Source organism: Brucella sp. NBRC 12950 (genome assembly GCF_030268145.1).
Lineage (GTDB): Bacteria > Pseudomonadota > Alphaproteobacteria > Rhizobiales > Rhizobiaceae > Brucella.
In genome coordinates this window covers 22,022-47,603 of the sequence record NZ_BSQC01000025.1, presented here as the reverse complement: position 1 = coordinate 47,603, position 25,582 = coordinate 22,022, and the positions used below count along the sequence as shown (strand labels likewise).

Here is a 25,582-nt window from a genome sequence, read left to right as displayed (position 1 = left end):
TGCCGGTATAGCCGCCATCCTGATTGACCTGATTGCAGGTGGCTTCGATCAGAACGTCGGTGTTGGTTGCAATGCCTTCAAGAAGGGCTGCTTCGATAACCAGAGGATGTGCCGAGCAGATCGAGGTTATGCCGCCCCGCGCCCCGCTCGCATAGCGCGCTGGAAGTTTGCTCAAGGTCTGAGTGCTGCTCATAACGAGACTCCATTTTTGTCCAAGAAAGCAGCAATTTCGATCATCGACGTTGTGCCTTCCATTGGGCCTTTTACCTGAACGGCACATGCACCCGTTGCATTGGCAATCTCCAGAGCCTCTTTAGGCGGCATGCCGCGAAGCCAACACGTCACAAATGCTGCACCAAAACTGTCTCCTGCACCGGTTGGATCGACTTCTTCGACGTTAAAGGCGGGAACGATGACTTCACCTGAGCAATCAAAGAAACTTGCGCCCTCTGCGCCACGTTTGATTACAATTGAACCGATACCACGACCCAACAGTTCTGCGACCGCAGCTTTTTCATCTACTGCCTCGGTGAAGAGAAATATCTCTGGTCCACTTGGCATGAAAAGATCGGTATTTTCGAGTGCGTGAAAGAGCGCTTCTCGCATTCCTGGCAGTTCAAGCATTTCCTTGCGGATATTGGGATCGAAGGAAACTGTACCGCCCTTAGCCTTGATGCGTATTGTCGCCTCATGGATGGCTGAAACAATTCCTTGGGAGAATAGTGCTGACCCCATGATATGCAGATGATCGGCATTGTTGACGAGGGTGTTCGCCTCCTGTGTCAAGGCGATCGTCCCGCAAGCACTGTGTTTGATATTGAAAATGAAGTCGCGATTTCCGTCCTGCCGATAGCGCACGAATGCACTGCCCGTTGCGGCCGTTGGATGTATGCTGATTGCAGACACGTCGACCCCGTCGGACTTAAGTCGCTCAATGTTCAGCGCGCCGAAATCGTCATTGCCCACAGCGCTAACAATGCCACAGGGCTGTCCCATCTTCGCCACTTGATCAATGAAAATAGCCGGGGCGCCCGATGCAAAAGGACCAATGAGGGGAATTGCAGATTTGAAACCATTCCCGATTTCAACCGCCATGATCTCGACGACGATTTCGCCAATTGTGATGATCTTTTTCATTCTGTCTACTGTTGTTTAGGTTCTGACGGATTTCGAGCGAACATCAAGCCAGACGGCTACGAGAATAACGACGCCTTTGACGATGAGCTGGTAGAAGTATGGCACGGAGAGCATATTCATTCCGTTGTTGATCACACCGATGATCAGTGCTCCCAGTATAGTGCCAACCATAGTTCCAACGCCGCCTGCAAGCGAGGTGCCGCCTAAAACAACTGCGGCAATTGCATCAAGTTCGTAGCCCATGCCAGCATTGGTCTGTGCTGAAGAAAGCCGTGAGGACAGCAATATCCCGCTGATTGCTGCCATAACGCCGGAGAGCATGAAGACGATGATCTTGATACGATCGACCCGGATTCCTGAATAAATTGCTGCTTCTTTGTTGCCACCTGCTAGATAGATGCGCCTTCCAAAGACAGTTTTGGACAAAACTATGTAGTTAATGAGAAAAAGGACAGCGACGATCCAGATGATGATAGGAAGGCCAAGCCAGCTCTCAGATCCGATGGCGAGCCACGCATCATTGTCAATGATTTCAGGGGCGCCATTCGTGGGTAGACTGACGGTACCTCGATAAATTCCCATGGTCGCTACGGTGACGATGAAAGAGGGAAGCATTAATTTTGCAGAGAGCAAGCCGTTTAGCCCGCCCATAATTGCGCCGGCTGCCAATGTAAAAATTACTGTTGGGGCAAAACCAAAACCCATAGCGAATGCCTGAGCGGCAACCATTCCTGAAACAGCGATAATGGAGCCGATCGATAGATCGATTTCACCGAGCAAAATGACATAAGTCATCCCATATGCAGCAACTGCAATGACCGCAACCTGCTGCATGATGTTCATGAAATTGTTGAAAGCGAGAAACCGCGGGTTGAGAACTGCGAAAACAATGCACAGAACGACGAGCGATATCACGATGCCGCCGTATTGGCGGATGAGTGGGGAGGCAAAGAGCGAACGACGGATTTCGGCGTCTGCAGCTTTTGTCTGAATGTTGTTTGTCTGGTTCATTTATGCATTCCTGCTGCGTAGCTCATGACAGTTTCCGGAGCTAGGTTTTCGGCGTCCAATACAGCGGCGACACTCTTGTTGTGCATCACGACAACCCGATCGCTCAATCCCAACACTTCGGGCAATTCCGATGAAACCATAAGAATAGCCGCACCTTTCGCGGCGAGTTCACGAATAATTCTGTAAATTTCATATTTAGCGCCGACATCAACGCCGCGGGTAGGCTCATCAAGGATCAATACGCGCGGTTGCATCTGAAGCCATTTTGCTAAGACAATTTTTTGCTGGTTTCCGCCGCTGAGAGATCTAGCGATTGTATCAATTGAGGCCGTTTTGATGGCAAGCCTTAAAACTTCGGCTTTTGCGCTTGCTCGCTCGGCCGATGAGCGCATTAGCCCAAATGGTCCCGCAAGCTGGCCGAGTGCCACCATGTTGATGTTTCGCTCTACAGTGTGAGGCAGGACGAGGCCTTCTTCCTTGCGGTTCTCGGTAACAAAAGCAATTCCACTTCGGATGGCCTGAGTGGGCGAAGTCAAGGTGATCGTCTTTCCGTCAAGAGCGATTTCTCCCGTCGGCTGATACATCCCAAACAAAGCTTTCATAACATCGGATCGGCCCGAACCAACGAGACCGAACAGTCCAAGAACTTCACCCGGCTTTACGTCGATGTTGACGTCGTGGAATTTTCCAGGAACAGTCAGATTTTTGGTCGCGAGAATAGCCGGAACATCGATTGGCGGGCGCAACGCCACGCGTGGCGGATAGATGTCGTTCATCGCGCGCCCAACCATCAGAGCGATCAGCTTGTCAATCGATGTCTGCTGCTTTTCTATCGTGGTCACAAATTCTCCGTCTCGAACAACCGTGATGTCGTCAGAAAGCCGCATGATTTCTTCCATGCGGTGGGAGATGTAAATAACCGCTGTGCCACGCGCCTTTAGGCGCTCAATAATCGAAAACAGGATCTCCGCCTCGCTATCAGATAATGACGAGGTTGGTTCATCCAGAATGACAACGTCAGCCGGCTGGCTTAGACCTTTAGCGATCTCGACGAGCTGACGTTGAGCAATCGAAAGATCGCCGACTTTACTGCGTGGATCAACGGGAAGGCCCAACTCTGTTATTAGTTTGCTCGCATCGTTGTTCAGTGCGTTTTCACGGATAAACCCGAACCGGCTTGGTTCATTATTGGCAAAGATATTCTCTGCAACTGTGAGATTGCGAGAAAGGCTTAGCTCTTGAAAAACAATTGAAATACCGGAGGCTCGTGCGTCACGCGGGTTTTTTGGAGCGTAGTTTGTACCCCGCAATTTAATTGACCCTGATGTCGGCTGGAACACGCCAGCAAGGATTTTCATCAGCGTCGATTTGCCCGCGCCATTTTCACCGAGCAACGTGTGTACGCGGCCACGACGAACGACTAGGTTCATCCGCTTAAGCGCAATGACGGAGCCAAAGGATTTAGCCACATCGGCAATTTCAAGGACGATATCTGTATCGCTGGCTTTTGCGGATTTGGTCGCTGGCACGATCTACCTCGACTTTCCTATTAAATAAGCACGCAGCATGACTTCAGAAATCGTCATGCATCGGCCGCTGGCAATGCCATAGCAGCGGCGACGCGGACCCGTGGTGAAGATCGCGTCGCCGCGCTAAGAAGAAATGACGACTGGGAGGAGTATCGTCATTTCACGCGGTATTACTTGGATTCACCATCTTTTGTGACGACGCCTGGAACGATTGGTTGTTGCGCAGGTACCGTTTCGCCCTTGATGACTTTAACCGCGGTCTGGACTGCAACTTTGCCCATTTCATCCGGGTACTGGGCTATCACACCGACCATCACAGGATCGCTTTTCACCGCATTGCGCGCTTCTTCCATGCCATCAAAGCCAATCACCTTAACTTGGCTTTCGAGCTTGGCAGCTTTAACAGCGGAGGCTGCAGCAAGGGCTGCATCGTCGCCGAACCCAAAAATTCCTACGATATCTGGGTTAGCTTGGATAATGTTCTGAGCCGCTGATAACGCTTCAGAGCGTGTGATGCCCGGCTGAACCGACACAATCTTGATATCGGGGTATTTGGCGATTGTCTTTTTGAAGCCTTCAACTCGATCCACAACCGATTGAACGGTTGGATACTCGATCACAGCCACATTTCCTTTTTCACCAATTGACTTAGCCATAAGTTCGCCAGCCTTCTCACCGCCAGCAAAATTATCTGTACCAACAAATGATGTGACATCGACATTATTCGCAGGTACGTCGACTGTAATTACCTTAATGCCGGCTTTTTCAGCTTTGTTGATGGCAGAGCGGACACCCTTGCTATCTACGGGCGAGATGATAATCACGTCCACGTCTTTGGTGATGAAATCTTCAACATCCGCGAGCTGTTTACTGAGGTCCTGATTGGCGATCGACACTTCCAAGGGCACATTCTGAGTCTCAGCTTCTTTCTTCATCGCATCTGCCAGCGAAATGTAGAAAGGATGCTGCTGAGTGAGTAGCGATGCACCAATGCCTTCGGCTGCGGCAAAATTTGTCAGCATAGCGAGAGCTACGCCAGAAAAAAGCATACGTCCAAGTGACTTACGAAACATGATTTCCTCCGAGTAGAACCGGCATTCACCGGACCGTCCTTCTGATCTGGGACACAAACACTCCTGCTGGCTCAAGACTGAACAGTGTCGTCTTTAACCTCCCTGAAGGGCAGGCTCCTTCTTGGCGCGGAACGGCGCCGCCTCTAGACATGCTAGAGCTTATTCAACGAGTCAATATTAAAAATTATCACGTGTAAAAAATATATCGATTCAAATGCCAAAAGAATGTGTGAATGATGCGGAAATAACTGGGAAAAACAACGTGTAATCATGCAACATCCATATATCGGTTGCATGGATACTAAAAAAAATTTACGCATAGAAAGAAACGTGAACCCACAGTGTATAGTGCTGACTGAATCTGGAAGACTGAAAATGGGCGATCACAAGATCAGGACTATGGAGGAGTTTGCGGCGGCGAGTGGACTGTCGCGGCCGACTGTATCAAAATTCTTCGATAATCCACAAAGTGTAAAGCCTTCCACGCGGGCGCGAATTGAGAAGGCTCTCAAAGATTATAATTATCAGCCAAACATTTTTGCTGTGAGCCTTAACCGGAAAAGGCCAAAAAATATCGGCGTAATTGTCCCGCACATTTCAGATCCATTTTATGCTGAGATCATCCGGCAGATTGAAACGCGCTGTCTTGCGGAAGGTTATTGGACAATTGTGCTCTCATCGCATGGCGATCGGAAGCTTGAAGCACGTGCAATGCGTAGCTTGATGTCTTTAAAGATTGCTGGCGTTATGATGGCTCCGCTTGGATTTGAGACAGACGCAAAGCTTTTGGCTAGCCTATCCAGTGCGATGCCGGTCGTCTTTCTGGACAATCGTATTGGAGAGGATCAACCGTTCGTCGGGACCGACAACCTCCAAAGTATCGGAAATATCACCGAATATTTGCTTCGTACCGGGGAAAATCCATGTTTCTTGGAGATGCCGGCGGTCAACCAAAATGCGCTCGACCGACGCGCCGCCTATGTTGCAACAATGGAGCGCCTTGGAGCTGATCCGATCGTGCTGCCAATGGTTGCCAAAAGCTGGAACTTCGAAGAGCTTGGATATCAGGAGGCAGGGAAAATTCTTGATCGCGGCGGTTTTCCGAGTCGTGCAGTGCTCTGCGCAAATGATCGATTGGCTTTCGGGGTCATTTCTGCAGCATTCGAACGCAGACGCCATGTCGGGCGCGAAGAAGGATGTGATTTGCGCGTTGCTGGCCACGACGATCACCCGTTGAGCCGTTTCACGTGTCCACCGCTAACCACTGTTGCCCAAGATTATCGAACAATTGCTCAGCTTGGTCTTGATATGCTGTTTTCGCGGATCAACGCCCAAGAGAGCGGTGCTGCAGTTGAGGCCGAGGTTCGTCGCCTTGGCAGTCACCTTATTATGCGGGGCTCCGCATAGAGTTAACCATCTGCTTGACCAAAGTGTAAAAAACTCGGTCTCCTAATCCGCTTTTGTCATTTGAAGTGCCGCACAGGCATTTTAAGCCGCGAATGCTCGTCTCTTATTAGGCAAATTGACTGGTGATCAAAACGATCTCATTCTGCGGCCTCAGGACCATAGATGATGTCTTCGCAGAGATTGATGATAGAAAGCGCGATTTGCAGCCGGTCCCATCCGGCCTTTTCAGCCTCATTCACGAGGTTTCGAAACGCAGGTTCAAGCGCAAAGTCGCATTCGAGGCGATATTTATCCTGATCGACCGCTGCGGTTGGATGAGTAATAGAAGTTGCCGTTCCCATCTTTCTCACAAATTTTTCGCGCGTTCTTCGACAGCGCCTTTCAATATTCAGCCAGGTAGTCTCGAATAAAGCGAGATGTCTTGTTGATCAATAGGACTTGTCAAGATTTCTTACTGTTACCCGCCGAGTGGCGCCGCACTTGTTTAACTGACCAAAAAAATCTCGTGCGAGCATTACAGGTCGAAATTGAAGCCTGTATGAAATGCGTTCCAAGGTAAATCTTATTTCTGTCCTGGTGGGCGTTGAAAGGACCAGACCTGAGGCCTGGCCCTTTACACGAGCATTAACGCTGTGCGACTGGGCGTACCAGTGGCGTTACACGTCGTATTGTCACCCGCCTGTTTTCTTGTTCGGCGGCTTGAGTTCGAATTTTCAAGAAACGCTCTCCGTACCCCTGCGTCACTAGATTCTCTGCAGGAATATCGTAAACCTCCGTGAGAAGACTTGCCACTGACTCTGCCCGGCGATCCGACAACACCAAATTTGACCGGTCGGAACCGACAGCGTCGGTATGTCCTTCAATGAAAAAGGTTTCGCCTGGGTCCTTTGCCAGAACCTTCTGCATAGCCGTCGCAACCTTTCGCAAGGTCTTGGCCTGAGACAGTGAAACCTCGGCGCTGCCAGTTGCAAAATGGATGGTATCCAGGTCGATGCGACGGACCTTGTCACGGAGGCGCGCGGAATGGCGAACTTCATCGATTGTATAAACACGCTCCACGCGCTCTACCGGCGGCAAGGCCAAAAAGTCGTAGAAATCACGTTCTGGATCATCGGCCACATCGATGATGTAATCTTGCACGGGAATGGTCAGTCGCATCGGCGGCAAATCATATCCGACGTCGAAAATCGCGGCCCGTGGGGTTTCATCATACTCCGGCGCATAGATCATCAGATACTCATTTCCATCGCGATCGATACGCGAACGCTGCACGATATCCCCGTAGCGGTCGTAGACGGTGACGATTTCATAACCACCTGGTCGAACGATCGTTTCGCGCAAGCGACCGCGAGGAAGCTCGTCATAATAGGTTTCTTGCGCATCGCGGCGGAGACGAGGACGATCATCCCCGCGAACAAATATACGATCACCTGCATCAAGAATGACACGATTGTCAATTTGTTCAACCACTTTAACATTCGTGACGTTGTTGTTGACGGTAGTGTTATTGACAGTCGTGTTGTTGATGATGGTATTGTTGATAATGTTTGTCGTCTCGGGAACAGCGAATGCCGGTGCTTCTTTTATGCGCGTGCCATCCTCTTTAAGGTTCGCTTCAATTTTTTGCGGTAGCGCCTTTTTCAACTCATCCGAAAAATCAACCTGCGCCGATGCGTCGTCGACCGGTGGAGGTAAAATTTTCTCCTCCGTGGCACGCTGCTGTTCACGGGACTTGCGGCGCTCCTCGCGAGACTGATTGCCTCCAAAATTATCCGCGTCCTTGTCACTATCGAGAACAGCGGCACCATTTTCAACTGGAAGTACGACCGTGTCATCGGTGCTCGAAGGATCCTTGGCAATTTCCTGTTGTTGTTCCTTGGTCCGCTCATCCACGATTTCTGCTTTGGGTTCTGTTAACGGATCAGTGACAGGCTGCTCGGCTTCTTGTTCAGTATTAGGCTGCTGTGGTTGCAAGGACGGTTGCTCACTCGACGCGGGCGGCTGATCAGAATTCGTCTCAGGATTGGCCGCCTTAGGCTCGGCATCCACGGGCGCAGCAGGCTCCACTACCGGCTGTGCGTCGGCGGGTTCCGTCGGCTGAGGATTAAGATCCGGCTTTTCTTCAGGTGAGGATTGCTCAAGCGGTTGCTCCGGCTGCTCAGGCTGCTCAGGCTGCTTTTGCAGCGGCACCTTGTCTGCTTCTTCCCCTGCCTGCCGCTTGGCTTCATTTTCAATCGTCTGCTGCTGCTCCGTCGTTGTCTGTTGTTCAGCCGCTTCGCGACGGGCTTTGTCCTCTGCCTGCTTGAGCTCATCAGCCTGACGCTGTTCTTGCTCATCGGCTGCCTTTTGTTGCTGCTCAGCTTCGCGTTTGGCTTGCTCCTCAGCTGCCTTTTGATCTTCCTCAGCCTGACGCGCAGCATCTTCAGCCTGTTTGCGACGGGCTTCTTCTTCGAGCGCGTTTTGCTCATCCACTGCGCGCTGTGCCTCTGCGGCGTCACGTTGCGCCTGTTCCGCAGCCCTTTGTTGCTCTGCAGCCTGTCGATCTGCTTCTTCCTGCGCTGCTCGCTGCTGCTCTTCAGCGTTGCGACGATTTTCTTCCTCTGCAGCGCGTTGCTGCTCTTCTGCCTGTTTACGGGCTTCTTCGGCTGCTTGTTGCATTTCTTCAGCCTGTCGCTGACGCAACGCCTCGTCATCAGACGGTTGCTCGCCACTATCCTGAGCAACGACGAATGGTGCGTCCCGTGTTTCAGCATGAACGGGTTGCATCATCATTGAGGCCGAGAACGCCGGCAAAACTACAGTTGCGAGAAGTCGCGAGCGAATAGTCATATCCCTCTCCTTACGAAGGCAGCAGTTTCACAAGCCTCAAATCCATCCATATTTGACCGATCGGGCGTGTCTTGACGTCATGATTATTTGTTGAATTTGAGCAAAATTCGGCGACATCACAAAAACGTTAGCAAAAATTTTATGAACAAGCCCTGAATATCAGCGCTCACATATTTTGAATTAGATTGAACATTCCGGTTTGAAATGTCGAGGAATAGGATAAGTTCCATTCGATTATTGAGTTAGGGGGCACGCAAAAGTTTTGCCAGGTGCCACGGACGGCCTTCGCAGCTCGATCGAAGCAAGCTGGAAAATGTCGGGCTTAACCGAGGGCGAATGCATGGGGGATGCAGCTTAGTGGACGCCAAATCGGTTTTCTTAACCGTCACACTGATAATTCTGGCTAATGGCGGAATGCTGAGTGCGATCAACCGCGATTTTCCAATATCACTTCGGCCGGCTGCTACCAGTTGGATGTGGGCTACACTTCTTGTTGCACTGGGTTGCGCCACGTTTGCAGCCGAAAAATGGATGCCGCGTAGCATCTCCGTGACCCTTGCAAATGCATGCCTTTTTGGCGGGCTGTGTCTGTATTACAAAGCTGTCAGGCAGTTTCATAATCTCAGACCAGATCCGTTCCCATGGATCGTGACATCGTTGGGAATGGCCTTCTTTAGTTATTTTATTTTTGTTGTCCCCAACACGCTGGCACGCATTATCGTCGTTTCCATTGTTTGGATTTTCCTCATGGTGGCAAGCATAAGAATACTTTCTAATCGGAGCTATCGTGATGGTGCTCGTAGCCGGCTGATGCTTCTTTGGCTCTTTGTAGCAGCTTTGCTTTGCACAGCAGCAAGAGCCCTGTTTTATGTGGGTATGACCCCGGACGCGGGACTGAATATTGCCGATAATACCAATTGGATGAACACCATCACACCCGTATTTCTTGCAGTTCTCCCTATTATCGGGACGACCGCTTTTATCCTGATGTGTACAGACCAGATCCGCAGACGCTGGGAACGCGCTGCTTCGAAAGACTATCTGACTGGCCTTCCCAATCGCCGAACTTTGAATGAGGTCGGCTTGGAGACATTTCAGGCCTCGAGAGGGAGAGACGTTGAGCACGCCGTCGCTGTTCTCGATATAGATGACTTCAAGCTGATTAATGACAATCATGGCCATCAAACAGGGGATCTCGTTCTCAGACACGTCGCGACTAGATTGCAAGCCTCCATGGAAAAAGGAGATTTTGTCGCGCGCTCGGGAGGCGAGGAATTTGTTATCATTTTTGGCCATGCCAACAGCCAAATCGCCATCACAGCGAGCGAAACGATAAGAAGGAATATTGAAACAGATGTCTTTTATCTTGATGGCGTTGCTGTGAACGTCACCGTTTCAATCGGCGTTGCAACAGCAAAAACAACGACGCAGACGTTCGAAAGTATTCTTCGTAGGGCTGACATGGCACTTTACAAAGCCAAGTCGAATGGCAAAAATCGGGTTGAAATTGCCTCGACGTAAAGTGGCGCGATGAACCTATGTGAGATTTTGCGTGACAGAGCGTGTTGCAGAAATCATCATCGGAACAAATTGCCTCAGCAGTGTATCTTCATTGTAGCGCAAGTTCGAAGCTGCAAGGACCGCCGCAGCGGTTGTATGACCATCAGGAAGATAAATGGGTGCAGCCAATGCGATATCATTGGCGTAGACCTGCTCTTCAGCAATGGCAAAGCCGCGCTGCCGTGTCTCGTAGATCCGCCGCCAAATCTGTTCTGGATCAAAGACCGTTTTAGGAGTGAAGGCGCGGAGGTCACTTCGCTCAAGGATGTCATTAATCCTTGTATCATCTAATCCCGCCAGAAACACGAGCCCTGCGGCAGAACAATATGCAGGAAGCCGACTGCCCACAATGACGTCGTTATCAAGTGTATTAGAAGAAAGATAACGGGCGAGATAAATAATGTCGGTGTCGTCAAGCAAGGTAAGAGAGATCGTTTCCCCCGTGCTCCGATTAAGATGCAGCAGATATGGATGAGCCCTTTGCACCAGCAGGCTCGATCGCGTGTAACGATAACCCATATTCAATGACTTGGCAGCCAATTCGTAAGTCTTGCTGCCGGGCACTTTCTGAAGATATCCAAGATGGAGCAGCGTGTGCGCAAAGCGTTGCGCAGCCGAACGATCAATTCCGGCTCTTTGGGCGAGCTGGGTCAGCGTCTGGCGCGAATGCGAAGGATCGAAGGTCTCAAGAACGCGGAAAGCTTTTTCAACAGAGCGGACCAACATTGGATCATCTTGTTCATCTGCGTTCAGTGTCATTATAAACCTACCCTCCGCCTTTGATATCGCACTATCAATACCTCTCGCGTAGTCAATAATAATTTGTTCGCATATAGATAAAAGAATTCTATGCGGTTTTGCCCAAGACAGCTGCGCAAAAAAGCATGGGTGCCATATCACGGCACCTATGCGGCTCTTCTAGAAGCGAATACCTTCAGGCAGTGCAGTCGTGTCCATGCCCGCATCCTTGAAGCCTTCAAGAAGGAGGGGGACAATGGTTTGCTTTGTACGGTTTTCGTCAGCCCACTTCTGAAGGAAGGCTTGTACCCGACCATCCTCGTCTTTACGAGTAGCTGCAGAAACCGGAATGCCGTGTACGGGTTCTGGAACCGTGTAGCTCGAGAAAACAGCCTTCGCACTCTCGAAGGTCTTGATGCAGATAGGCAGTTCCTGCAACATGTAATCAGCGCGCCCAGATTGAACCGCCATGATGGCTTCGCTCATTTCTTTCAGGCTCATGATCTTCGCTTTGGGCATGTCCTGCTTGATGAAGTTCGTCTGGGCGGCACCCGTGACCATTGCAAATGTCACGTTTGGTGAATCATACTCGGACCATGTTTTGAGTGGTTCTTTGCCTTTTGCTCCGATGACGCAATCCGACATTTGCCAAACAGGCCCAGCCATAGCCAAAGCCTTTTTACGTTCCTCGGTTGCAGTCATTCCAGGGAAGATATCAAGGCGTCCTGACTGCAGATCGAGCACAATGCTCTGCCAGGTTACTTCACGCCACTTCAGCTTGAGATCCTTGCCCATCGCCTTACCGAGATCCGCAGCCATCTGCCGGCATACTCGCGGGCCGTAGCCTGCATACTCCAATTCTCCGCCAACGTGGAACGAAGTCGGAGGGTAATTGCGCACCCCGCCGCATACTACCTCTCCGGTCCGCTCGATCTTGTCCCATACCGATTCAGCCATTGCCGGCGCTGAAACTGTGATACCTGCGCAGACCATGAGCGCGGCTGTCATCGCTTTAATCATCTCATTTATTCCCTTTGAAGGACCCTTCTTTGGAGGGCTTTAATTTCACCGTGGCGACATTGTCTCGAACCGATATCCAACAACAAGCGAAAAATCATTTTTGAGACCGATCTCATTAAAAAACATCTGAAAATAGTACAATATATATCCAAACAATCACAATGCGATTAAATATAATTGATATTCGCGCATAATGATACTTTGTGTGCAAATCTACTTTGCACCATCAGCGAATCGAGCTAGCTGCGAAAAAAAGCGCCGTATTCCGAATTCACGGTTGCTGCAAAAAAGGGAGTGCATTCGGATGTATCAATTTGACTGGTCCGCCATTTCGGACGGACAATTATGGCTTAATGCAATCGGCGTAACTGTCGCTTATGCATTTGTTACATCGCTGGCCGGCCTTATGATTGGTGTAGTCCTGGGGCTCGCTCTGGTATCCCGTATTCCCGTTTTGACCTGGATCATCAATGCCTACATCCATCTGTTTCGGTGCACGCCGCTGCTTGTGCAAATCGTATGGTTTTTCTACGCGCTGCCGATGCTCACTGGCTACACGCTGCCTGACTGGTTTGCAGCGGGTTTAGGGCTCACCCTTTACATGGGCGCATTTTCTGCAGAAATTTTCAGGGCAGGCGTCATCTCTATTGATCGTGGACAATGGGAAGCGTCAACGGTTCTGGGTTTTTCATACGCCACGAAAATGCGCCATATCATCTTGCCTCAGGCAACGCGCCGGATGATCCCGCCGATTGTAAGTCAGACGATATTGCAGCTCAAGAACACATCCCTTCTCTCGGTGGTTGCTGTTCCAGATCTCATGTACGCCGCAGGAAGTCTGACGATGGAAACCTATCGCCCCCTTGAAGTCTACACCTTCGCTGCACTGCTATATCTCGCAATCCTTACGCCGGTGACGCTGATTGCGAACCGCTTTGAAATCAAACATTGAAGGTGGTTGAGATGATCAGTGTTAAGAACTTGCGAAAGACATTTGGCACCCACGAAGTTTTGAAAGGCATCGACCTTTCGGTCGACCGCGGGGATGTGGCTGTTCTCATTGGCCCCTCGGGCTGCGGAAAGTCAACCTTGCTGCGTTGTCTCGACTTGCTTGAACAACCCACGCAAGGCGAGATCGAAGTTGCAGGTAATCGTCTTGACTTCCACCCGAAAAGCAAATTTCCCGAGCGCGTTAAAGCCGACTTTCGCCGGAAGACCGGAATGGTCTTTCAAGGCTTTCATCTTTTCCCCCACATGACGGTTCTACAAAACGTTATGTCGGGTCCTTTGCTTAACAAGTTGAAGACCAAAGAGCAGTCCCGCGATCTGGCGATGAGGCTACTGCATCGCGTCGGATTAGCGGACAAGGTTGATCTCCTGCCGCAACAGATTTCTGGAGGCCAAGCACAGCGTGTGGCGATAGCCCGTGCATTGGCGCTTGAGCCGGAAGTCATGCTTTTCGATGAGCCAACTTCAGCTCTTGATCCCGAACTGGTCGGCGAGGTTCTTGATGTAATGCAGGGGCTCGCAGCAGATGGCACAACAATGATTGTGGTGACCCATGAAATGAGCTTCGCCCGCAACGTGGCGTCAAAAGTCATTTTCATGGAAGCCGGACACGTCGTGGAAACTGGCGCGCCTGACGAAGTCCTGCATCAACCAAAGACCGACAGGCTCAAAAGCTTTCTTTCTAAAGTTGAGCATTAACCCCTCAAGACAAAAAGCGGATAATCAATGATGAACCATTCTGATTTGCGGGGAATGTTTCCCGCAATACCAACGCCTTTGACCGAAAAGGGCGAGCTAGATGTGGCAAAACTTGAGGCGTTGATTGAGGCCAATCTAGCCGGAGGTGCCAAAGGAATTGCTCCCGTGGGCGGAACAGGTGAGTTTACAGCACTTTCATCGAAAACAAGACTTGATGTCGTTCGTGAAACGGTGCGCCTGGTTAACGGACGTGTTGGCGTGGTCGCCGGTGTCGTCTCTCCAGGTTGGGCTGAGGCGCTCGAACATGGACTGGCATTTAAAGAGGCGGGAGCGGACGCATTGCTCCTCGTCACGCCATTTTACGTTATTCCAAGCCAAGACGGTGTCATCGACTATTTTCGCGCTTACCGTAAAACCGTCGATTTGCCACTTGTCTACTATGACGTCCCGGCTCGAACAGGCTTTGTGTCAAAAGTTGATACATTGAAGACACTGGGTGAAGACGGAACCATCATAGGCGCAAAAATTTGCAACACTGATGCATATTATTTCCAGCGGCTTTCCGCGGCGATCGGCGATAAGATCGCACTGTTGTCGGGAGACGACATGATGTACGTCACACACATCATGTATGGCGGAACTGGCGGTATCCTCGCCAGCGCGCCGATGTTGCCCGAATACTGGACACGCATTCACGATACATTGTCTGCCGGAAATATCGCTGAAGGCATAGCCCTTCATCGAAAGCTCCTTCCAACATTCAAAGCGCTTTTCAACGAGGTCAATCCAGGGCCTTTGAAATCGATGATGGCGCGTCTGGGGCAACCGGTGGGGCCTGTGTCCTTGCCGTTGAAAGGGCCGAGCCAGGAAACTGAGCAGCTCATTGTTGCTGCCATCGAGGGCCTGCGCGCCGAAGGGATCGCATAGATCATGGCTGGCGGGGCGCAATTTCTTGATTTTGCAGAAGCTCGAATGAAAGCAAAAAGTTTTCTTCCTCGGGCACTGTTCGATTATATTGATCGAGGAACTGAAGCAGAAACAGCGATCACTGCTCTCCATAGCGGGTTCGCTGAGCGTCGGGTCATTCCTCGGGTTTTGCGTCCCGTCTCATCTCCTGATCTGTCGGCTGAATATTTAAGCGGCATTCGCAATTGTCCTTTTGTGATAGCACCCACGGCGCTCGCGGGCATGGTCCGCCACGACGGAGAAGTTCTCATGGCGCGGGCGGCTGCTCAATCCGGCCTGCCTTTTGTCGTTGCTACGCAGTCATCGACAAGTATAGAACAGATTTCGGCAAGCGCCCCAGGAAGCGATTTGTGGTTTCAGCTCTACGTTTGGCACGACCGAAATGAAACATGGAAGCTCTTGGAACGTGCGCGTGTGTGCGGTGTTGAGACATTGGTCCTGACGGTCGATACTCCTGCTTCGCCAAAAAAGGTACATAACCGACGCAACGGCTTTGGTGTCCCTTTACAGCCCTCAGCAACGCTTGCCGTTGACCTGATGCTTCATCCGCGCTGGACGTTGGGTGTGATGGGGCGCTATCTGATGCAAAATGGATTCCCATCCTATGCACATTATCCGGGCGATGTCGGCAAGGCGATAACGAGTTCCATTCGCGACCCACGATTTGCGCTCGATACAATCCTTGATCAGGAATTTCTCAAAGAGCTTCGCACGCGGTGGCCGCATAAACTTCTCGTCAAAGGAATACTCAATGCCGAAGATGCCGTAGAGGTCTTCAAGCTGGGTTGCGATGGCGTGATTGTATCCGCCCATGGCGGAAGGAATCTCGATAGTGCTGTTCGGCCGCTGGACGTTTTGCCGAGAATTAGAGAAGCCGTTGGCGAAAGAAAAACCTTGTTCGCTGACAGTGGCGTAAGGTCTGGTTCAGACGCCGCAAAGCTTCTCGCCTCGGGGGCTGACGGTGTTTTCCTTGGGCGCGCTCCTCTTTATGGGCTTGCAGCGCAGGGCCTAACCGGTGTGGTCCAAATGATCGGGCAGTTGAGAGAAGAGCTACGATTGTTTTTGGCTTTTACGGGAGCGGAAAATATCAAAATGCTGCGTAGCGCCGAGTGGATCGGTTAGCTCCAAACTTCACCATACATTCTTGAATAAGTCGCAGGTAAACACATGCTGTCAAAGCTGAGCTCCGAACATGCTTTCTTAAACGACCTTCGCCAGGCAATCGGTGAACAGTATGTTTTGACGGAGAACCACGACAAAGAGCCGTATTTAACGGACTGGCGTGGCTACGAGAAAGGCGACGCACTGGCGGTTGTTTTGCCCGCTAATACCCAGCAGGTTTCCGAACTCATGCGCTTGGCTGACTTGCATAAAAGTAAAATTGTCCCGCAGGGCGGGAACACCGGCTTGTGTCAGGGTGCCGTTTCAAAAAGGCCGCAACGTACCATCGTCATAGGCCTGCGTCGGCTCGATAGAGTAAGAGAAGTCGACAAGGCCTCGAATATCTTCATCGCTGACGCGGGGCTGACCCTGTCTGCAGCGCATGACGCGACCGCTGCTGTCGATCGTCGTATACCCCTGCATCTTGGGAGCGAAGGCAGTGCCCAATTGGGCGGGCTTGCCTCAACCAATGCAGGTGGGACAAGCGCGCTTCGGTACGGCCCAATTCGTGATCTGATTTGTGGTATCGAGGTGGTGCTGCCAGACGGCCGGGTCCTTAGCGATTTGAAAGCCCTTCGAAAAAACAACACCGGTTATGATCTGAAAAACCTCTTCATTGGCGCTGAAGGAACATTGGGCATCATCACAGCAATCGCATTGCGTATGCAACCTATGCTGCGTTCTTCGGGGCATGCCTGGATTGCTTTGCCAGACCCGGATGCAGCCGTGTCAATTCTGAGCGGATTGCAGGATCGTTTTGATACAGCCATTCAGGCTGCAGAATTACTATCTGGTAATCAGATTGATCTGGTTCTTGAACATATTCCCCGATCAAGGCATCCATTGGAGAGCCGGTACGACTGGTCGTTACTCGTTGAACTTGGCAGTACTGATCCCACAGCCCAACTACATCAAGCGCTCGAAGAATGGTTGTCGGAACAGTTTGAGGCTGGTCTCGTGCTCGATGCATTTATCGCGCAAAGTCAAGCACAAGCCGAGGACATTTGGCACTTAAGACATTCTGTATCTGAAGCAAACAAGGTTCATGGGCATAGTCTTTCTCATGATATTGCTGTCCGACCAACACATATTCCGCAACTCATTCACCGCGCCAGCGCGGCTGTTCATGAGATTTATCCAGAAGCAAATATTCTCATTGTTTCCCATATCGGCGATGGAAACATCCACTTCATTGTGCATTTTACGCATGATGAATGGGCAGGTTTTGAGGAAGATACCTGTGTCACTGCACAGGTGATGAAACGCGTCCACAATGTCGTGGACGAGCTTGGTGGCACTTTCTCAGCCGAACATGGGATTGGACGGAAATTGGTGAAAGAACTGGAAGAACGCTCAGACGATGTTCGCATGGATATGATGCGGATGCTTCGCAATCTCATCGATCCTGATCTTAAAATGAACCCGGGAAGTGTGCTTGCAATTGAGAATGTCGCTTAAAACTCTCCTCGCATGAACAAGGCAGTTTACCGAGACAATCGGTGCTCGTCATCGATTAGGGTGAGTTGGGAAGGGGGCGATGAACTCCATTGCCACAATACGATATTGAGATCATCGATGCCTGCGCCTTTCGCGAAGCTTTGAACAAGGAGTCCGTGATATCCAGCCGTTAAAAGACGGCGGGCGAAGCTTTGGGTTGGGGCTTCGCCTTTAAGACGCATTTGTTCACGCCAGCCATTATCTGCCAGCATCACTGCATCCATGCCCATTTCTCTCAGCGCTCTGTCGTCGCGGCAGTCGAATAATGTGTCGATTTTCGCTTGATAGGCAACCAGAGTTGTGGGCTGCAGATTGCCAACTTGATTTGCTTCGCGAAGTGCCGTCATGATGGTGAGTGAGCAGTAGAGCGCCTTCACGCCCTTTGGATTAAAACGACCGCCAAAGAGTGCTGCACCGCGACCAGAAAGCGGGTCATGCGCATAAACAGGGTTAAGCGCGCGATAAAGCTTATCCCGATAGGAAATCGACACCTCAGGCATGAACTCCAGCATCAACGGCGTCGATATAGTCCAGGACCTCATTTGCTCGCCCATTGAGGACAAGCTGCATTGCTGTCTGGCCAAAAAAACCAGCGAGCGGTTCTGAGCGGTACCAAGCATAAGCCATCAAAGCGGAACCAAAGCGCGGTTCGACTTTGTTTAGAATTTCAACCATCTCCCGTAACCGCCTTTGGGTTTTGTCCGATTGCACACGATCTTTGCGCTGCACAGCATCGCGGCCCAAACCGGCCGAGCGTGCCACCTCGTCGCTCGTCGTTCGCAATGCATCGGCGATTTTTCGCGGTGCGAAAATGCCATTATCTGAATATTGTGCGAGCCCCATATGATAGACTCCTAATAATAGCCGCATATTTCGACGTAATATAGCGTCAAAAAATGCGGCGTTCAAGAGTATGATGGCTGTTTGACGGCCCGAGCGCGAGGTTGTGACTAACTGAGTTCACGATCGATATCGCGGCGAAGCACGATGGCAGTTGTAAGATCTTCGACGATGTCATGACCGGCAATCAGATCACGCACACGGTTGAGACCATCGATTGAACCCGTTTCAAGCTCAACAATAAGATCGAGCTGTCCACTCACAGACGAAACTCTGCGGACTTCCGGATGGCGGGCGAGAATATCGAGCAATTCATGAGCAGGCGTCCGCCGGAGGTTGATAAGCAGTGCGGCCCGAATGACATTGGCGTCGATTTCGCCAATATCTGCGCGATACCCTCTGATGACACCACTTCGTTCCAGATTAGTAACGCGTTCGCTCGTGGCACTCCGCGACAATCCTATACGCCCTGCAAGCGTTTTAAGCGCTATACGCGCCTCTTTCGACAGGATTGCCAGTATCTCACGATCTTTTGCATCAAGTTCACGCATCATAACCCTATTCGCTTCACCGGACATATGCCGGTTCATTCCGACAATGTGCCGGTTTGGCCGACAGGATACTTGATGCCCGAAAATCCTTTGCATGCCAAGCTGGAGACAAGAAATGTAACCTGGAAAATATTAGCTATGACGGATCTTTCTCATCCTGCACCTCAGTTTTCGGCGTCCGGTGCCGAACGCCTGGCAAAAGAAGTTTTTGGCGTGGACGCAGTTGCTTCTCAACTCGACAGTGAGCGCGATTGTAATTTTCGTCTGAAAACCGGTACGGATGCGGATTGGATATTGAAGATTGTCAATGCAAGCGAACCGAGAGTTGAAAGCGAGTTTCAAACCGCCTTGCTCAATCACCTGGCAGCAGCAAATTCCGGTCTTGCCGTTCCCTATTTGAAATCAAGCCTCAGCGGAGAGGTGCTGGCATCGACGCTATCGGATAGTGGCGAACAGCATGCATTGCGTCTCGTGGGCTGGTTGCCAGGAACGCCGCTTGCCGAAGTGAAAAGAACGTTCGCACTGATGCGCAATCTCGGACGCGCGCTGGGTGAACTGGACCAAGCCCTTCAAGGCTTTATCCATGTTGGCGCTTTGCGCTCGCTCGACTGGGATTTGCGTCACGCTGGACGAGCGCGTGAGCGTCTGCATTTCATCGATGATGCCGACAAGAAGGCGTTGCTCGAACGCTTCATTACCCGCTTCGAAAACCTCGTCGAACCAAAACTAACTGGGTTGCGTGCGCAAGTCATTCACAACGATGCCAATGACTGGAACGTCCTTGTTGACAATAATAATAATGAAGAAATAGCAGGCCTGATCGATTTTGGTGATGCTGTTCACACGATACTGATCGCCGAAGTGGCGATCGCTTGTGCCTATGCTGCACTCGATACGCAAGATCCGATCGGCGCTGCAGCAGCTGTTACAGCGGGTTTTCACGAGCGTTATCCGTTACAGCCGCAGGAAGTTGACCTGCTCTTTGACCTGATTGCCATGCGTTTGGTTACAAGCGTGACATTCTCTGCATCGCGCCGCGAGAAAACCGATGACAATCCTTATCTTGCAATAAGTGAAGCACCTGCATGGCGTTTGTTGGAAAAAATGGATGCGATGAACCCGCGCTTTGCAACAGCAATTCTGCGCAAGGCTTGCGGTTTCGACGCGATTGACGGTGCAAGCCTTATTCGCAACTGGGTTCGAGCGAATGTCAAAAAATTTGCGCCGATTGTCCGGCCTGCAGCAGCGACACTCACCAAGGCGATCGTTCCTTACGGCGATGCTTCACATTTCATGACGGTGGCGTCAGCTGAACAACGTGCGACAGAAGCCACACAATGGTGGGATGATTACTGCTCAAAGAACAATATCGAGCTCGGAATTGGCTCTTGGGGCGAAAAGCGGACCGTTTACACAGATAAAGCCTTTGAATCGCGCTTTATTGAAGGCAAGCGCCGCGTTCACCATCTTGGCGTCGATTTGTTCATGCCTGCCGGCACACCCTTATACACCCCCCTTGCAGCAACGGTTGTAAGTGTTGAAATTGAACATGAACCGCTTGGCTATGGTGGTCTGGTTAAACTCAAGCATGCTCCAGAAGATTGCCCGCCCTTCGTTACACTTTGGGGGCACATGGCTCATGAAGCACTCGGTCGGTTGCAACCAGGTCAGAGCCTTGAGGCAGGCGATCTTGTGGGTCATATGGGCGATATCCACGAGAACGGTGGATGGACCCCTCATCTTCATTTTGAAATGACGACCGACGTCAATCTGAGCGCGACAGACATTCTCGGTGTTGGCGAAGCTGAATATCTCGATGTATGGGCCGATCTCTTTCCAGATGTCGCAGACCTGGCCGGCATCCCACCGGAAACATTTACGCAAGAAGGGCGAAGCCGCTCCGAAATCATCGAGAAACGCAAGGAAATCCTGCTCCCGAACCTCTCAATCTCCTATTCCGAACCGATAAAGTTCGTAAGGGGTGAAGGCGCGTGGCTTATTGATGACCGCGGGAGATCCTATTTAGATTGCTTCAACAATGTCTGCCATATCGGCCATGCTCACCCGGAAGTGGTCGAAGCCATTGCGCGTCAGGCAGCATTGCTCAACACCAATACTCGCTATCTGCACGATAACATTGTTGAATATGCGCAAAGACTGACTGCTACCCTTCCTGAGGGACTAACCGTTGCTTCATTTGCCTGTTCAGGCAGTGAGGCCAACAGCCTAGCATTGAGAATGGCGCGCAATCACACGGGACGAAATGAAGCGATTGTTCTTGATTGGGCTTACCACGGTACGACGCAGGAACTCATTGATCTAAGCCCTTACAAATACAAGCGCAAAGGCGGAAAAGGGCGGCCTGCACACGTGTATGAAGGGGTGATCCCTGATAGTTATCGTGCGCCCGAAGACTGGCCGTTGGAAGAACATGCAAAAAGATTTTCTCACAATATAGCTGAGATGATCGATGCTATGCGCCAAGCAGGCCGCGCACCCGCTTTCTTTTTGGCAGAGTCCATTCCAAGCGTCGCCGGTCAGGTCTTCCTGCCAGAGGGCTATTTGAAGGAAGTCTACGCCATGGTACGTGCAGCCGGGGGGATTTGCATAGCCGATGAAGTGCAAGTTGGTTTTGGCCGGGTTGGGAGTCATTGGTGGGCATTTGAACTCCAGGATGTTGTACCGGACATCGTCACCATGGGAAAACCAATCGGCAACGGACACCCGATGTCGGCTGTTGTAACAACCCGCGAGATTGCTGACAGTTTCAACAATGGCATGGAGTACTTCAACACCTTTGGTGGCAATCCTGTCTCGTGCGCCGCGGGCCTTGCGGTACTAAACGTTATCGAACGTGACCGGCTGCGCGAAAATGCATTCGAAGTCGGCAACTACCTCATCAACGGTTTTAAAGAGATGCAAAAGCGTTTCGATATTATCGGCGATGTCCGCGGGCAAGGGCTTTTCCTTGGTATTGAACTGGTCACTGATCGCAAAACAAAAGCACCCGCAACCGATCTGGCCCGGCGCATTAATGATGGTGCGCGCGAGCGTGGTATCTTGATGGGCACAGAAGGGCCATATGACAACGTGCTCAAAATGCGACCGTCGATGGTATTCAGTCGTGAGAATGCCGACCACTTGCTCAGTGTTCTGGCGGATAGTTTTGAGGCTGCATTGAAATAACTCTTAGTGAAAATTGAATGACGAGGGGGCCGTGTATCTCTTTGCTTCTTGAAGCGAACACGACCCCTCGTCAGTGAAGGCTTCGTCGTCTAGGCCCAAAGCTTCAAAATTTAGTGAAAGAATTTGGCAGACCAAAGCCGCGGCCAGGTGCCGACAATATGCCGGTTAGTTCCGGCAATGTGGCGGGGCGGCAGACATATTGCAGGATGCTTGCAAATCAACGCTGTGCCAAGCTCGACGTTGAAGGTTCATGGCAAACCATAACCCTAAAACAAAAAGACAAATCCAGAGGAAACCAAACATGATGCGTTCCACGATTAAGAGCCTCCTTGCAGTTGCTACCATTGCAATTGGCGCCAGCTTCTCAAACATGCCTGCTCAAGCTGATGAGCTGGAAAAGCTCAAAGAAACTGGTGAAATGCGGATTGCTATGAGCGGCCAGTATCCACCGTTCAGCTTTACAAATGAGAACAACGAAGTTGTCGGTTTCGACGCTTCCATTGGTACTGCAATTGCGGACAAGATGGGTCTGAAAGCCAAGATTGTCACAACACCTTTTGATGGGATCATTGCTGGTCTTCTGGCAAAAAAATATGATGCCGTTGTCGCGTCAATGACCATCACACCCGAACGAGAAAAAGCAGTAGATTTTGTAGGTCCCTATTATCATGCAGGCCGCACCATCGTCGTAAAGGACGGTTCGGCAATTATGAAGCTCGAAGACCTTAACGGCAAAACCGTCGGGGTGACCATGGGTGATGCCCATGAGAAGTGGGCGAAGGCTCAGGGTGATCTGACAGTGCGCACCTATAAGGGCCTCCCGGAAATGCTGATTGATCTGGATGCCGGCCGCCTCGACGCTTTGGTCATGGACAGCATCCCAGTTATGATCGCAGTTAAAGAAACAGGTCAGAAAGTGCGTATTCTGGACACACCCGATATTGAAGGCGGACGTGTAGCCCTTGGCATTGCGATCCGCAAAAATAATCCAGAACTCAAAGCGGCAATGCAGAAGACCCTCGACGACATGCTCGCTGATGGTTCTTATGAAAAGATCTCGATGCAGTGGATTGGCAGCGACATCCGCTAATCGCATCTTAGTCCGGCCCGGTAGTCCGGGCCGGTTTCCATGATTTTTCGGAGTATCTCCATGGATATTGCGTTGATGCAACGCGTCCTGCCTTTTTTTCTGGAGGCAGCATGGGTCACAGTGCAGATTTCCGTACTTTCGCTGCTTCTGGGATTCGTCGTCGCCGGATTTCTGGTGATGGCCAGGTTATCGAATAGTGCCATTCTGCGGTTTTTATCTTCGGCTTATGTAAGCATCTTCCGCGGTACACCTTGCCTCGTTCAATTGTTCGTTCTTTATTTCGGCGGGCCACAGATCGGCCTGGAACTTGAACCCTATGCTGCAGGTGTTATTGGTCTGGGGTTGAACATCGGCGCCTATATGGCTGAATCCATCCGCGGCGCTATCGCAAGCGTCGATAAAGGACAGACCGAAGCAGCTCGTTCTATAGGTTTTGATCGGGAAAGAACGTTGCGACTGATCGTCTTGCCACAAGCTGCACGGCTGATGATCCGACCCCTCGGCGTTAATGCTGTCGCGCTCGTCAAAGGTTCAGCCTTGGTTTCGACAATCTCTGTGGTTGAACTGACATATACCGCACAGCGGTTTATCAGCTCGACCTATAAACCCTTCGAGATTTTTGCCGTAGCAGCCGTTCTTTATATGCTCATCGTCTATGTTGTCGTCATGATTGTCGATCAACTTGACAAACGTTTTGCTGCGCGCTGAAGGAGGACCTTGATGCCGTCACTCGATTTCAGCATTGTTTTACCTTATGCAGACATTCTCATTACAGGTCTGTGGTGGACACTGGTTCTCGCCGTAGCCTCCAGTGTGCTCAGTTTTGCATTTGGTATTTTATTCGCCCTTACAGTCCTTTATGCGCCTTCTTTGCTTTCTTACCCCGTTCGCTTCTTCATGTGGCTTTTTATGGGGACGCCTTTGCTGCTGCAGCTTTACCTGATTTACTACGGTCTTGTGCAGGTGGGCATCGATATTCCAGCGCTGTTTGCGGGGATCATTGGCCTCAGTCTGCATTTTGCAGTCTATAACGCCGACGTCATCCGGGCGGGAATAGTCTCAGTTGATCCGGGACAAACCGAAGGGGCAAGGTCCATCGGTCTTAGCCGCACCCAGACCTTGCGCTATGTTGTTATTCCGCAAGCAATACGCAACACGGTCCCTCCAATTGGCAACAACATGATTGTCTTGCTCAAAGACACCTCGCTTGTTTCAATCATTGGAATTGCAGAACTGGTACACAGCGCTCAAATAGCAATCAGCGAGACCTACAGTCCGTTTGAATTCTATCTCACAGCAGCCGCCCTCTACTATTTGGCCAATCTGGTAATGGAAGCGGGTCTGCGCCGTATCGAAAGAAAAGTGGAGGTAACGCGATGAGCACACTCTCGCCAATGGTCGAAGTGAAGGGTGCCCGCAAAGCCTATGGCGCACTCGATGTCCTCAAAGGTATTGACCTTTCCGTAACCCGAGGGCAGATCGTCGCGATCATCGGGCCAAGCGGTTCAGGAAAGAGCACCTTGCTAAGGTCGATCAACCACCTTGAGACACTCAATGGCGGCGAAGTATGGCTTGATGGGATCCAGGTGAACCAGCCACTTAAAGGTCAGGCATTTGAAAAGCACATCAATACGGTGCGTCAACAAATGGGAATGGTGTTTCAGCACTTCAATCTGTTCCCTCATTTGACGGTTGTGGAGAATATAACGCTCGGTCCCATCAAACTCAAAGGTGTGAACAAGGGGCAGGCGCGTGAACTCGCATTATCACTACTGACGAAAGTTGGCCTCGCGAATAAAGCAGACGCATACCCTTCGCAACTTTCCGGTGGTCAGAAACAGCGCGTCGCGATCGCAAGAGCATTGGCAATGCAACCGAAGGTGATGTTGTTTGATGAAGCAACCTCAGCGCTTGATCCCGAACTGGTCGACGAAGTTAACCTCGTCATGCGCCAGCTTGCTGCAGAACACATGACGATGCTTATTGTCACCCATGAAATGCGGTTTGCCGGAGAAGTCGCCGACAAGATCCTCTTCATGGATGGTGGAGTGGTCGTGGAAGAAGGCACGCCTGACGAAATCCTGCGTCATCCGAAACAGGACCGGACGCGGACCTTTCTTAAAAATTACCTGGCTGCCTGAGCCTGAAATCATCCAAAGTAAAGCGCCGGCGTAAGCCGGCGTTTTTTATACGGCATCGAACAAACATGAGAGCGCTTGCCGAAAGTGCGAAGCGGTTCGGACCAAGATGCGCGTAAAACCAGATGATCAGAGAGTTTCC

At 51.1% G+C, this 25,582-nt stretch carries 24 protein-coding genes; 12 read left to right on the top strand and 12 right to left on the bottom strand.

From position 1 onward, the window contains the following. The 5 genes from QSJ70_RS26425 to QSJ70_RS26405 all read right to left on the bottom strand — a co-directional run. The coding region (locus QSJ70_RS26425) for a class II D-tagatose-bisphosphate aldolase non-catalytic subunit (protein ID WP_285541077.1) at positions 1-193 on the bottom strand (193 nt) is incomplete at its 3' end. Further along, complete coding sequence (locus QSJ70_RS26420; protein ID WP_285541075.1) at positions 190-1,137, bottom strand: tagatose kinase; 948 nt, start codon at positions 1,135-1,137, stop codon at positions 190-192. The genes QSJ70_RS26425 and QSJ70_RS26420, both read right to left, overlap by 4 nt. A 15-nt stretch (positions 1,138-1,152) precedes the next feature. Further along, the gene (locus tag QSJ70_RS26415; RefSeq protein ID WP_285541073.1) at positions 1,153-2,148 is read right to left on the bottom strand and encodes an ABC transporter permease; all 996 of its coding nucleotides are present in this window, start codon (positions 2,146-2,148) and stop codon (positions 1,153-1,155) included. Then, on the bottom strand, positions 2,145-3,677 hold the full coding sequence (locus QSJ70_RS26410; protein WP_285541071.1) for a sugar ABC transporter ATP-binding protein: 1,533 nt from the start codon (positions 3,675-3,677) through the stop codon (positions 2,145-2,147). The genes QSJ70_RS26415 and QSJ70_RS26410 overlap by 4 nt, the downstream gene beginning before the upstream one ends. Before the next feature lie 170 nt (positions 3,678-3,847). Further along, entirely contained in the window at positions 3,848-4,750 is a 903-nt protein-coding gene (locus QSJ70_RS26405; RefSeq protein WP_215780879.1) for a substrate-binding domain-containing protein, read from the bottom strand. Positions 4,751-5,125: 375 nt separating this feature from the next. Here QSJ70_RS26405 and QSJ70_RS26400 point away from each other — a divergent pair, with 375 nt between their 5' ends. Continuing rightward, entirely contained in the window at positions 5,126-6,157 is a 1,032-nt protein-coding gene (locus tag QSJ70_RS26400; RefSeq protein WP_215780877.1) for a LacI family DNA-binding transcriptional regulator, read from the top strand. Between the two features lie 137 nt (positions 6,158-6,294). Here QSJ70_RS26400 and QSJ70_RS26395 read toward each other — a convergent pair whose 3' ends face one another. Both QSJ70_RS26395 and QSJ70_RS26390 read right to left on the bottom strand, forming a co-directional pair. Beyond that, positions 6,295-6,498 (bottom strand): hypothetical protein, encoded by a 204-nt coding sequence (locus tag QSJ70_RS26395; RefSeq protein ID WP_285541068.1) that lies wholly within the window; start codon positions 6,496-6,498, stop codon positions 6,295-6,297. 283 nt (positions 6,499-6,781) lie between these two features. Further along, entirely contained in the window at positions 6,782-8,986 is a 2,205-nt protein-coding gene (locus tag QSJ70_RS26390) for an OmpA family protein (RefSeq protein WP_285541066.1), read from the bottom strand. Between the two features lie 357 nt (positions 8,987-9,343). On the opposite strand from QSJ70_RS26390, the gene QSJ70_RS26385 reads away from it, so the two are divergent. After that, the gene (locus tag QSJ70_RS26385; protein ID WP_285541064.1) at positions 9,344-10,507 is read left to right on the top strand and encodes a GGDEF domain-containing protein; all 1,164 of its coding nucleotides are present in this window, start codon (positions 9,344-9,346) and stop codon (positions 10,505-10,507) included. A gap of 15 nt (positions 10,508-10,522) precedes the next feature. Here QSJ70_RS26385 and QSJ70_RS26380 read toward each other — a convergent pair whose 3' ends face one another. Both QSJ70_RS26380 and QSJ70_RS26375 read right to left on the bottom strand, forming a co-directional pair. Next, on the bottom strand, positions 10,523-11,446 hold the full coding sequence (locus QSJ70_RS26380; RefSeq protein ID WP_285541062.1) for an IclR family transcriptional regulator: 924 nt from the start codon (positions 11,444-11,446) through the stop codon (positions 10,523-10,525). Positions 11,447-11,464: 18 nt separating this feature from the next. Next, the gene (locus QSJ70_RS26375) at positions 11,465-12,304 is read right to left on the bottom strand and encodes a transporter substrate-binding domain-containing protein (RefSeq protein WP_285541060.1); all 840 of its coding nucleotides are present in this window, start codon (positions 12,302-12,304) and stop codon (positions 11,465-11,467) included. A 304-nt stretch (positions 12,305-12,608) separates the two neighbouring features. On the opposite strand from QSJ70_RS26375, the gene QSJ70_RS26370 reads away from it, so the two are divergent. The 5 genes from QSJ70_RS26370 to QSJ70_RS26350 are packed head-to-tail and all read left to right on the top strand — an operon-like array spanning position 12,609 to position 17,596. After that, on the top strand, positions 12,609-13,256 hold the full coding sequence (locus QSJ70_RS26370; protein WP_215780867.1) for an amino acid ABC transporter permease: 648 nt from the start codon (positions 12,609-12,611) through the stop codon (positions 13,254-13,256). 11 nt (positions 13,257-13,267) lie between these two features. Next, entirely contained in the window at positions 13,268-14,011 is a 744-nt protein-coding gene (locus QSJ70_RS26365; protein ID WP_215780865.1) for an amino acid ABC transporter ATP-binding protein, read from the top strand. Positions 14,012-14,038: 27 nt separating this feature from the next. Further along, positions 14,039-14,938, top strand: a complete 900-nt coding sequence (locus tag QSJ70_RS26360) for a dihydrodipicolinate synthase family protein (RefSeq protein WP_285541056.1) — start codon at positions 14,039-14,041, stop codon at positions 14,936-14,938. Between the two features lie 45 nt (positions 14,939-14,983). Next, complete coding sequence (locus tag QSJ70_RS26355) at positions 14,984-16,099, top strand: alpha-hydroxy acid oxidase (RefSeq protein WP_285541054.1); 1,116 nt, start codon at positions 14,984-14,986, stop codon at positions 16,097-16,099. 45 nt (positions 16,100-16,144) lie between these two features. Further along, positions 16,145-17,596, top strand: coding sequence for an FAD-binding oxidoreductase (locus QSJ70_RS26350; RefSeq protein ID WP_285541053.1), 1,452 nt, complete (start codon positions 16,145-16,147; stop codon positions 17,594-17,596). 26 nt (positions 17,597-17,622) lie between these two features. Here QSJ70_RS26350 and QSJ70_RS26345 read toward each other — a convergent pair whose 3' ends face one another. From QSJ70_RS26345 to QSJ70_RS26335, 3 genes are all read right to left on the bottom strand, one after another. Beyond that, a complete protein-coding gene (locus tag QSJ70_RS26345) occupies positions 17,623-18,120 on the bottom strand; it encodes an RES family NAD+ phosphorylase (RefSeq protein WP_285541081.1) in 498 nt (165 codons plus the stop codon). Positions 18,121-18,127: 7 nt separating this feature from the next. Next, positions 18,128-18,478, bottom strand: a complete 351-nt coding sequence (locus QSJ70_RS26340) for an antitoxin Xre/MbcA/ParS toxin-binding domain-containing protein (protein WP_215780859.1) — start codon at positions 18,476-18,478, stop codon at positions 18,128-18,130. Between the two features lie 107 nt (positions 18,479-18,585). Continuing rightward, positions 18,586-19,026 (bottom strand): Lrp/AsnC family transcriptional regulator, encoded by a 441-nt coding sequence (locus QSJ70_RS26335; protein ID WP_215781754.1) that lies wholly within the window; start codon positions 19,024-19,026, stop codon positions 18,586-18,588. Between the two features lie 138 nt (positions 19,027-19,164). Between QSJ70_RS26335 and QSJ70_RS26330 the strand changes: the two genes are divergently transcribed. From QSJ70_RS26330 to QSJ70_RS26310, 5 genes are all read left to right on the top strand, one after another. Beyond that, positions 19,165-22,212 (top strand): aminotransferase class III-fold pyridoxal phosphate-dependent enzyme, encoded by a 3,048-nt coding sequence (locus QSJ70_RS26330; RefSeq protein ID WP_285541050.1) that lies wholly within the window; start codon positions 19,165-19,167, stop codon positions 22,210-22,212. Positions 22,213-22,516: 304 nt separating this feature from the next. Further along, positions 22,517-23,302: an ABC transporter substrate-binding protein gene (locus tag QSJ70_RS26325; protein ID WP_285541079.1), complete on the top strand. Its 786-nt coding sequence runs from the start codon at positions 22,517-22,519 to the stop codon at positions 23,300-23,302. 60 nt (positions 23,303-23,362) lie between these two features. Beyond that, the gene (locus QSJ70_RS26320; RefSeq protein ID WP_215780856.1) at positions 23,363-24,010 is read left to right on the top strand and encodes an amino acid ABC transporter permease; all 648 of its coding nucleotides are present in this window, start codon (positions 23,363-23,365) and stop codon (positions 24,008-24,010) included. A 12-nt stretch (positions 24,011-24,022) separates the two neighbouring features. Continuing rightward, positions 24,023-24,682, top strand: a complete 660-nt coding sequence (locus QSJ70_RS26315) for an amino acid ABC transporter permease (RefSeq protein WP_215780854.1) — start codon at positions 24,023-24,025, stop codon at positions 24,680-24,682. Then, a complete protein-coding gene (locus QSJ70_RS26310) occupies positions 24,679-25,443 on the top strand; it encodes an amino acid ABC transporter ATP-binding protein (protein WP_276572353.1) in 765 nt (254 codons plus the stop codon). The genes QSJ70_RS26315 and QSJ70_RS26310 overlap by 4 nt, the downstream gene beginning before the upstream one ends. Positions 25,444-25,582 lie beyond the last annotated feature (139 nt).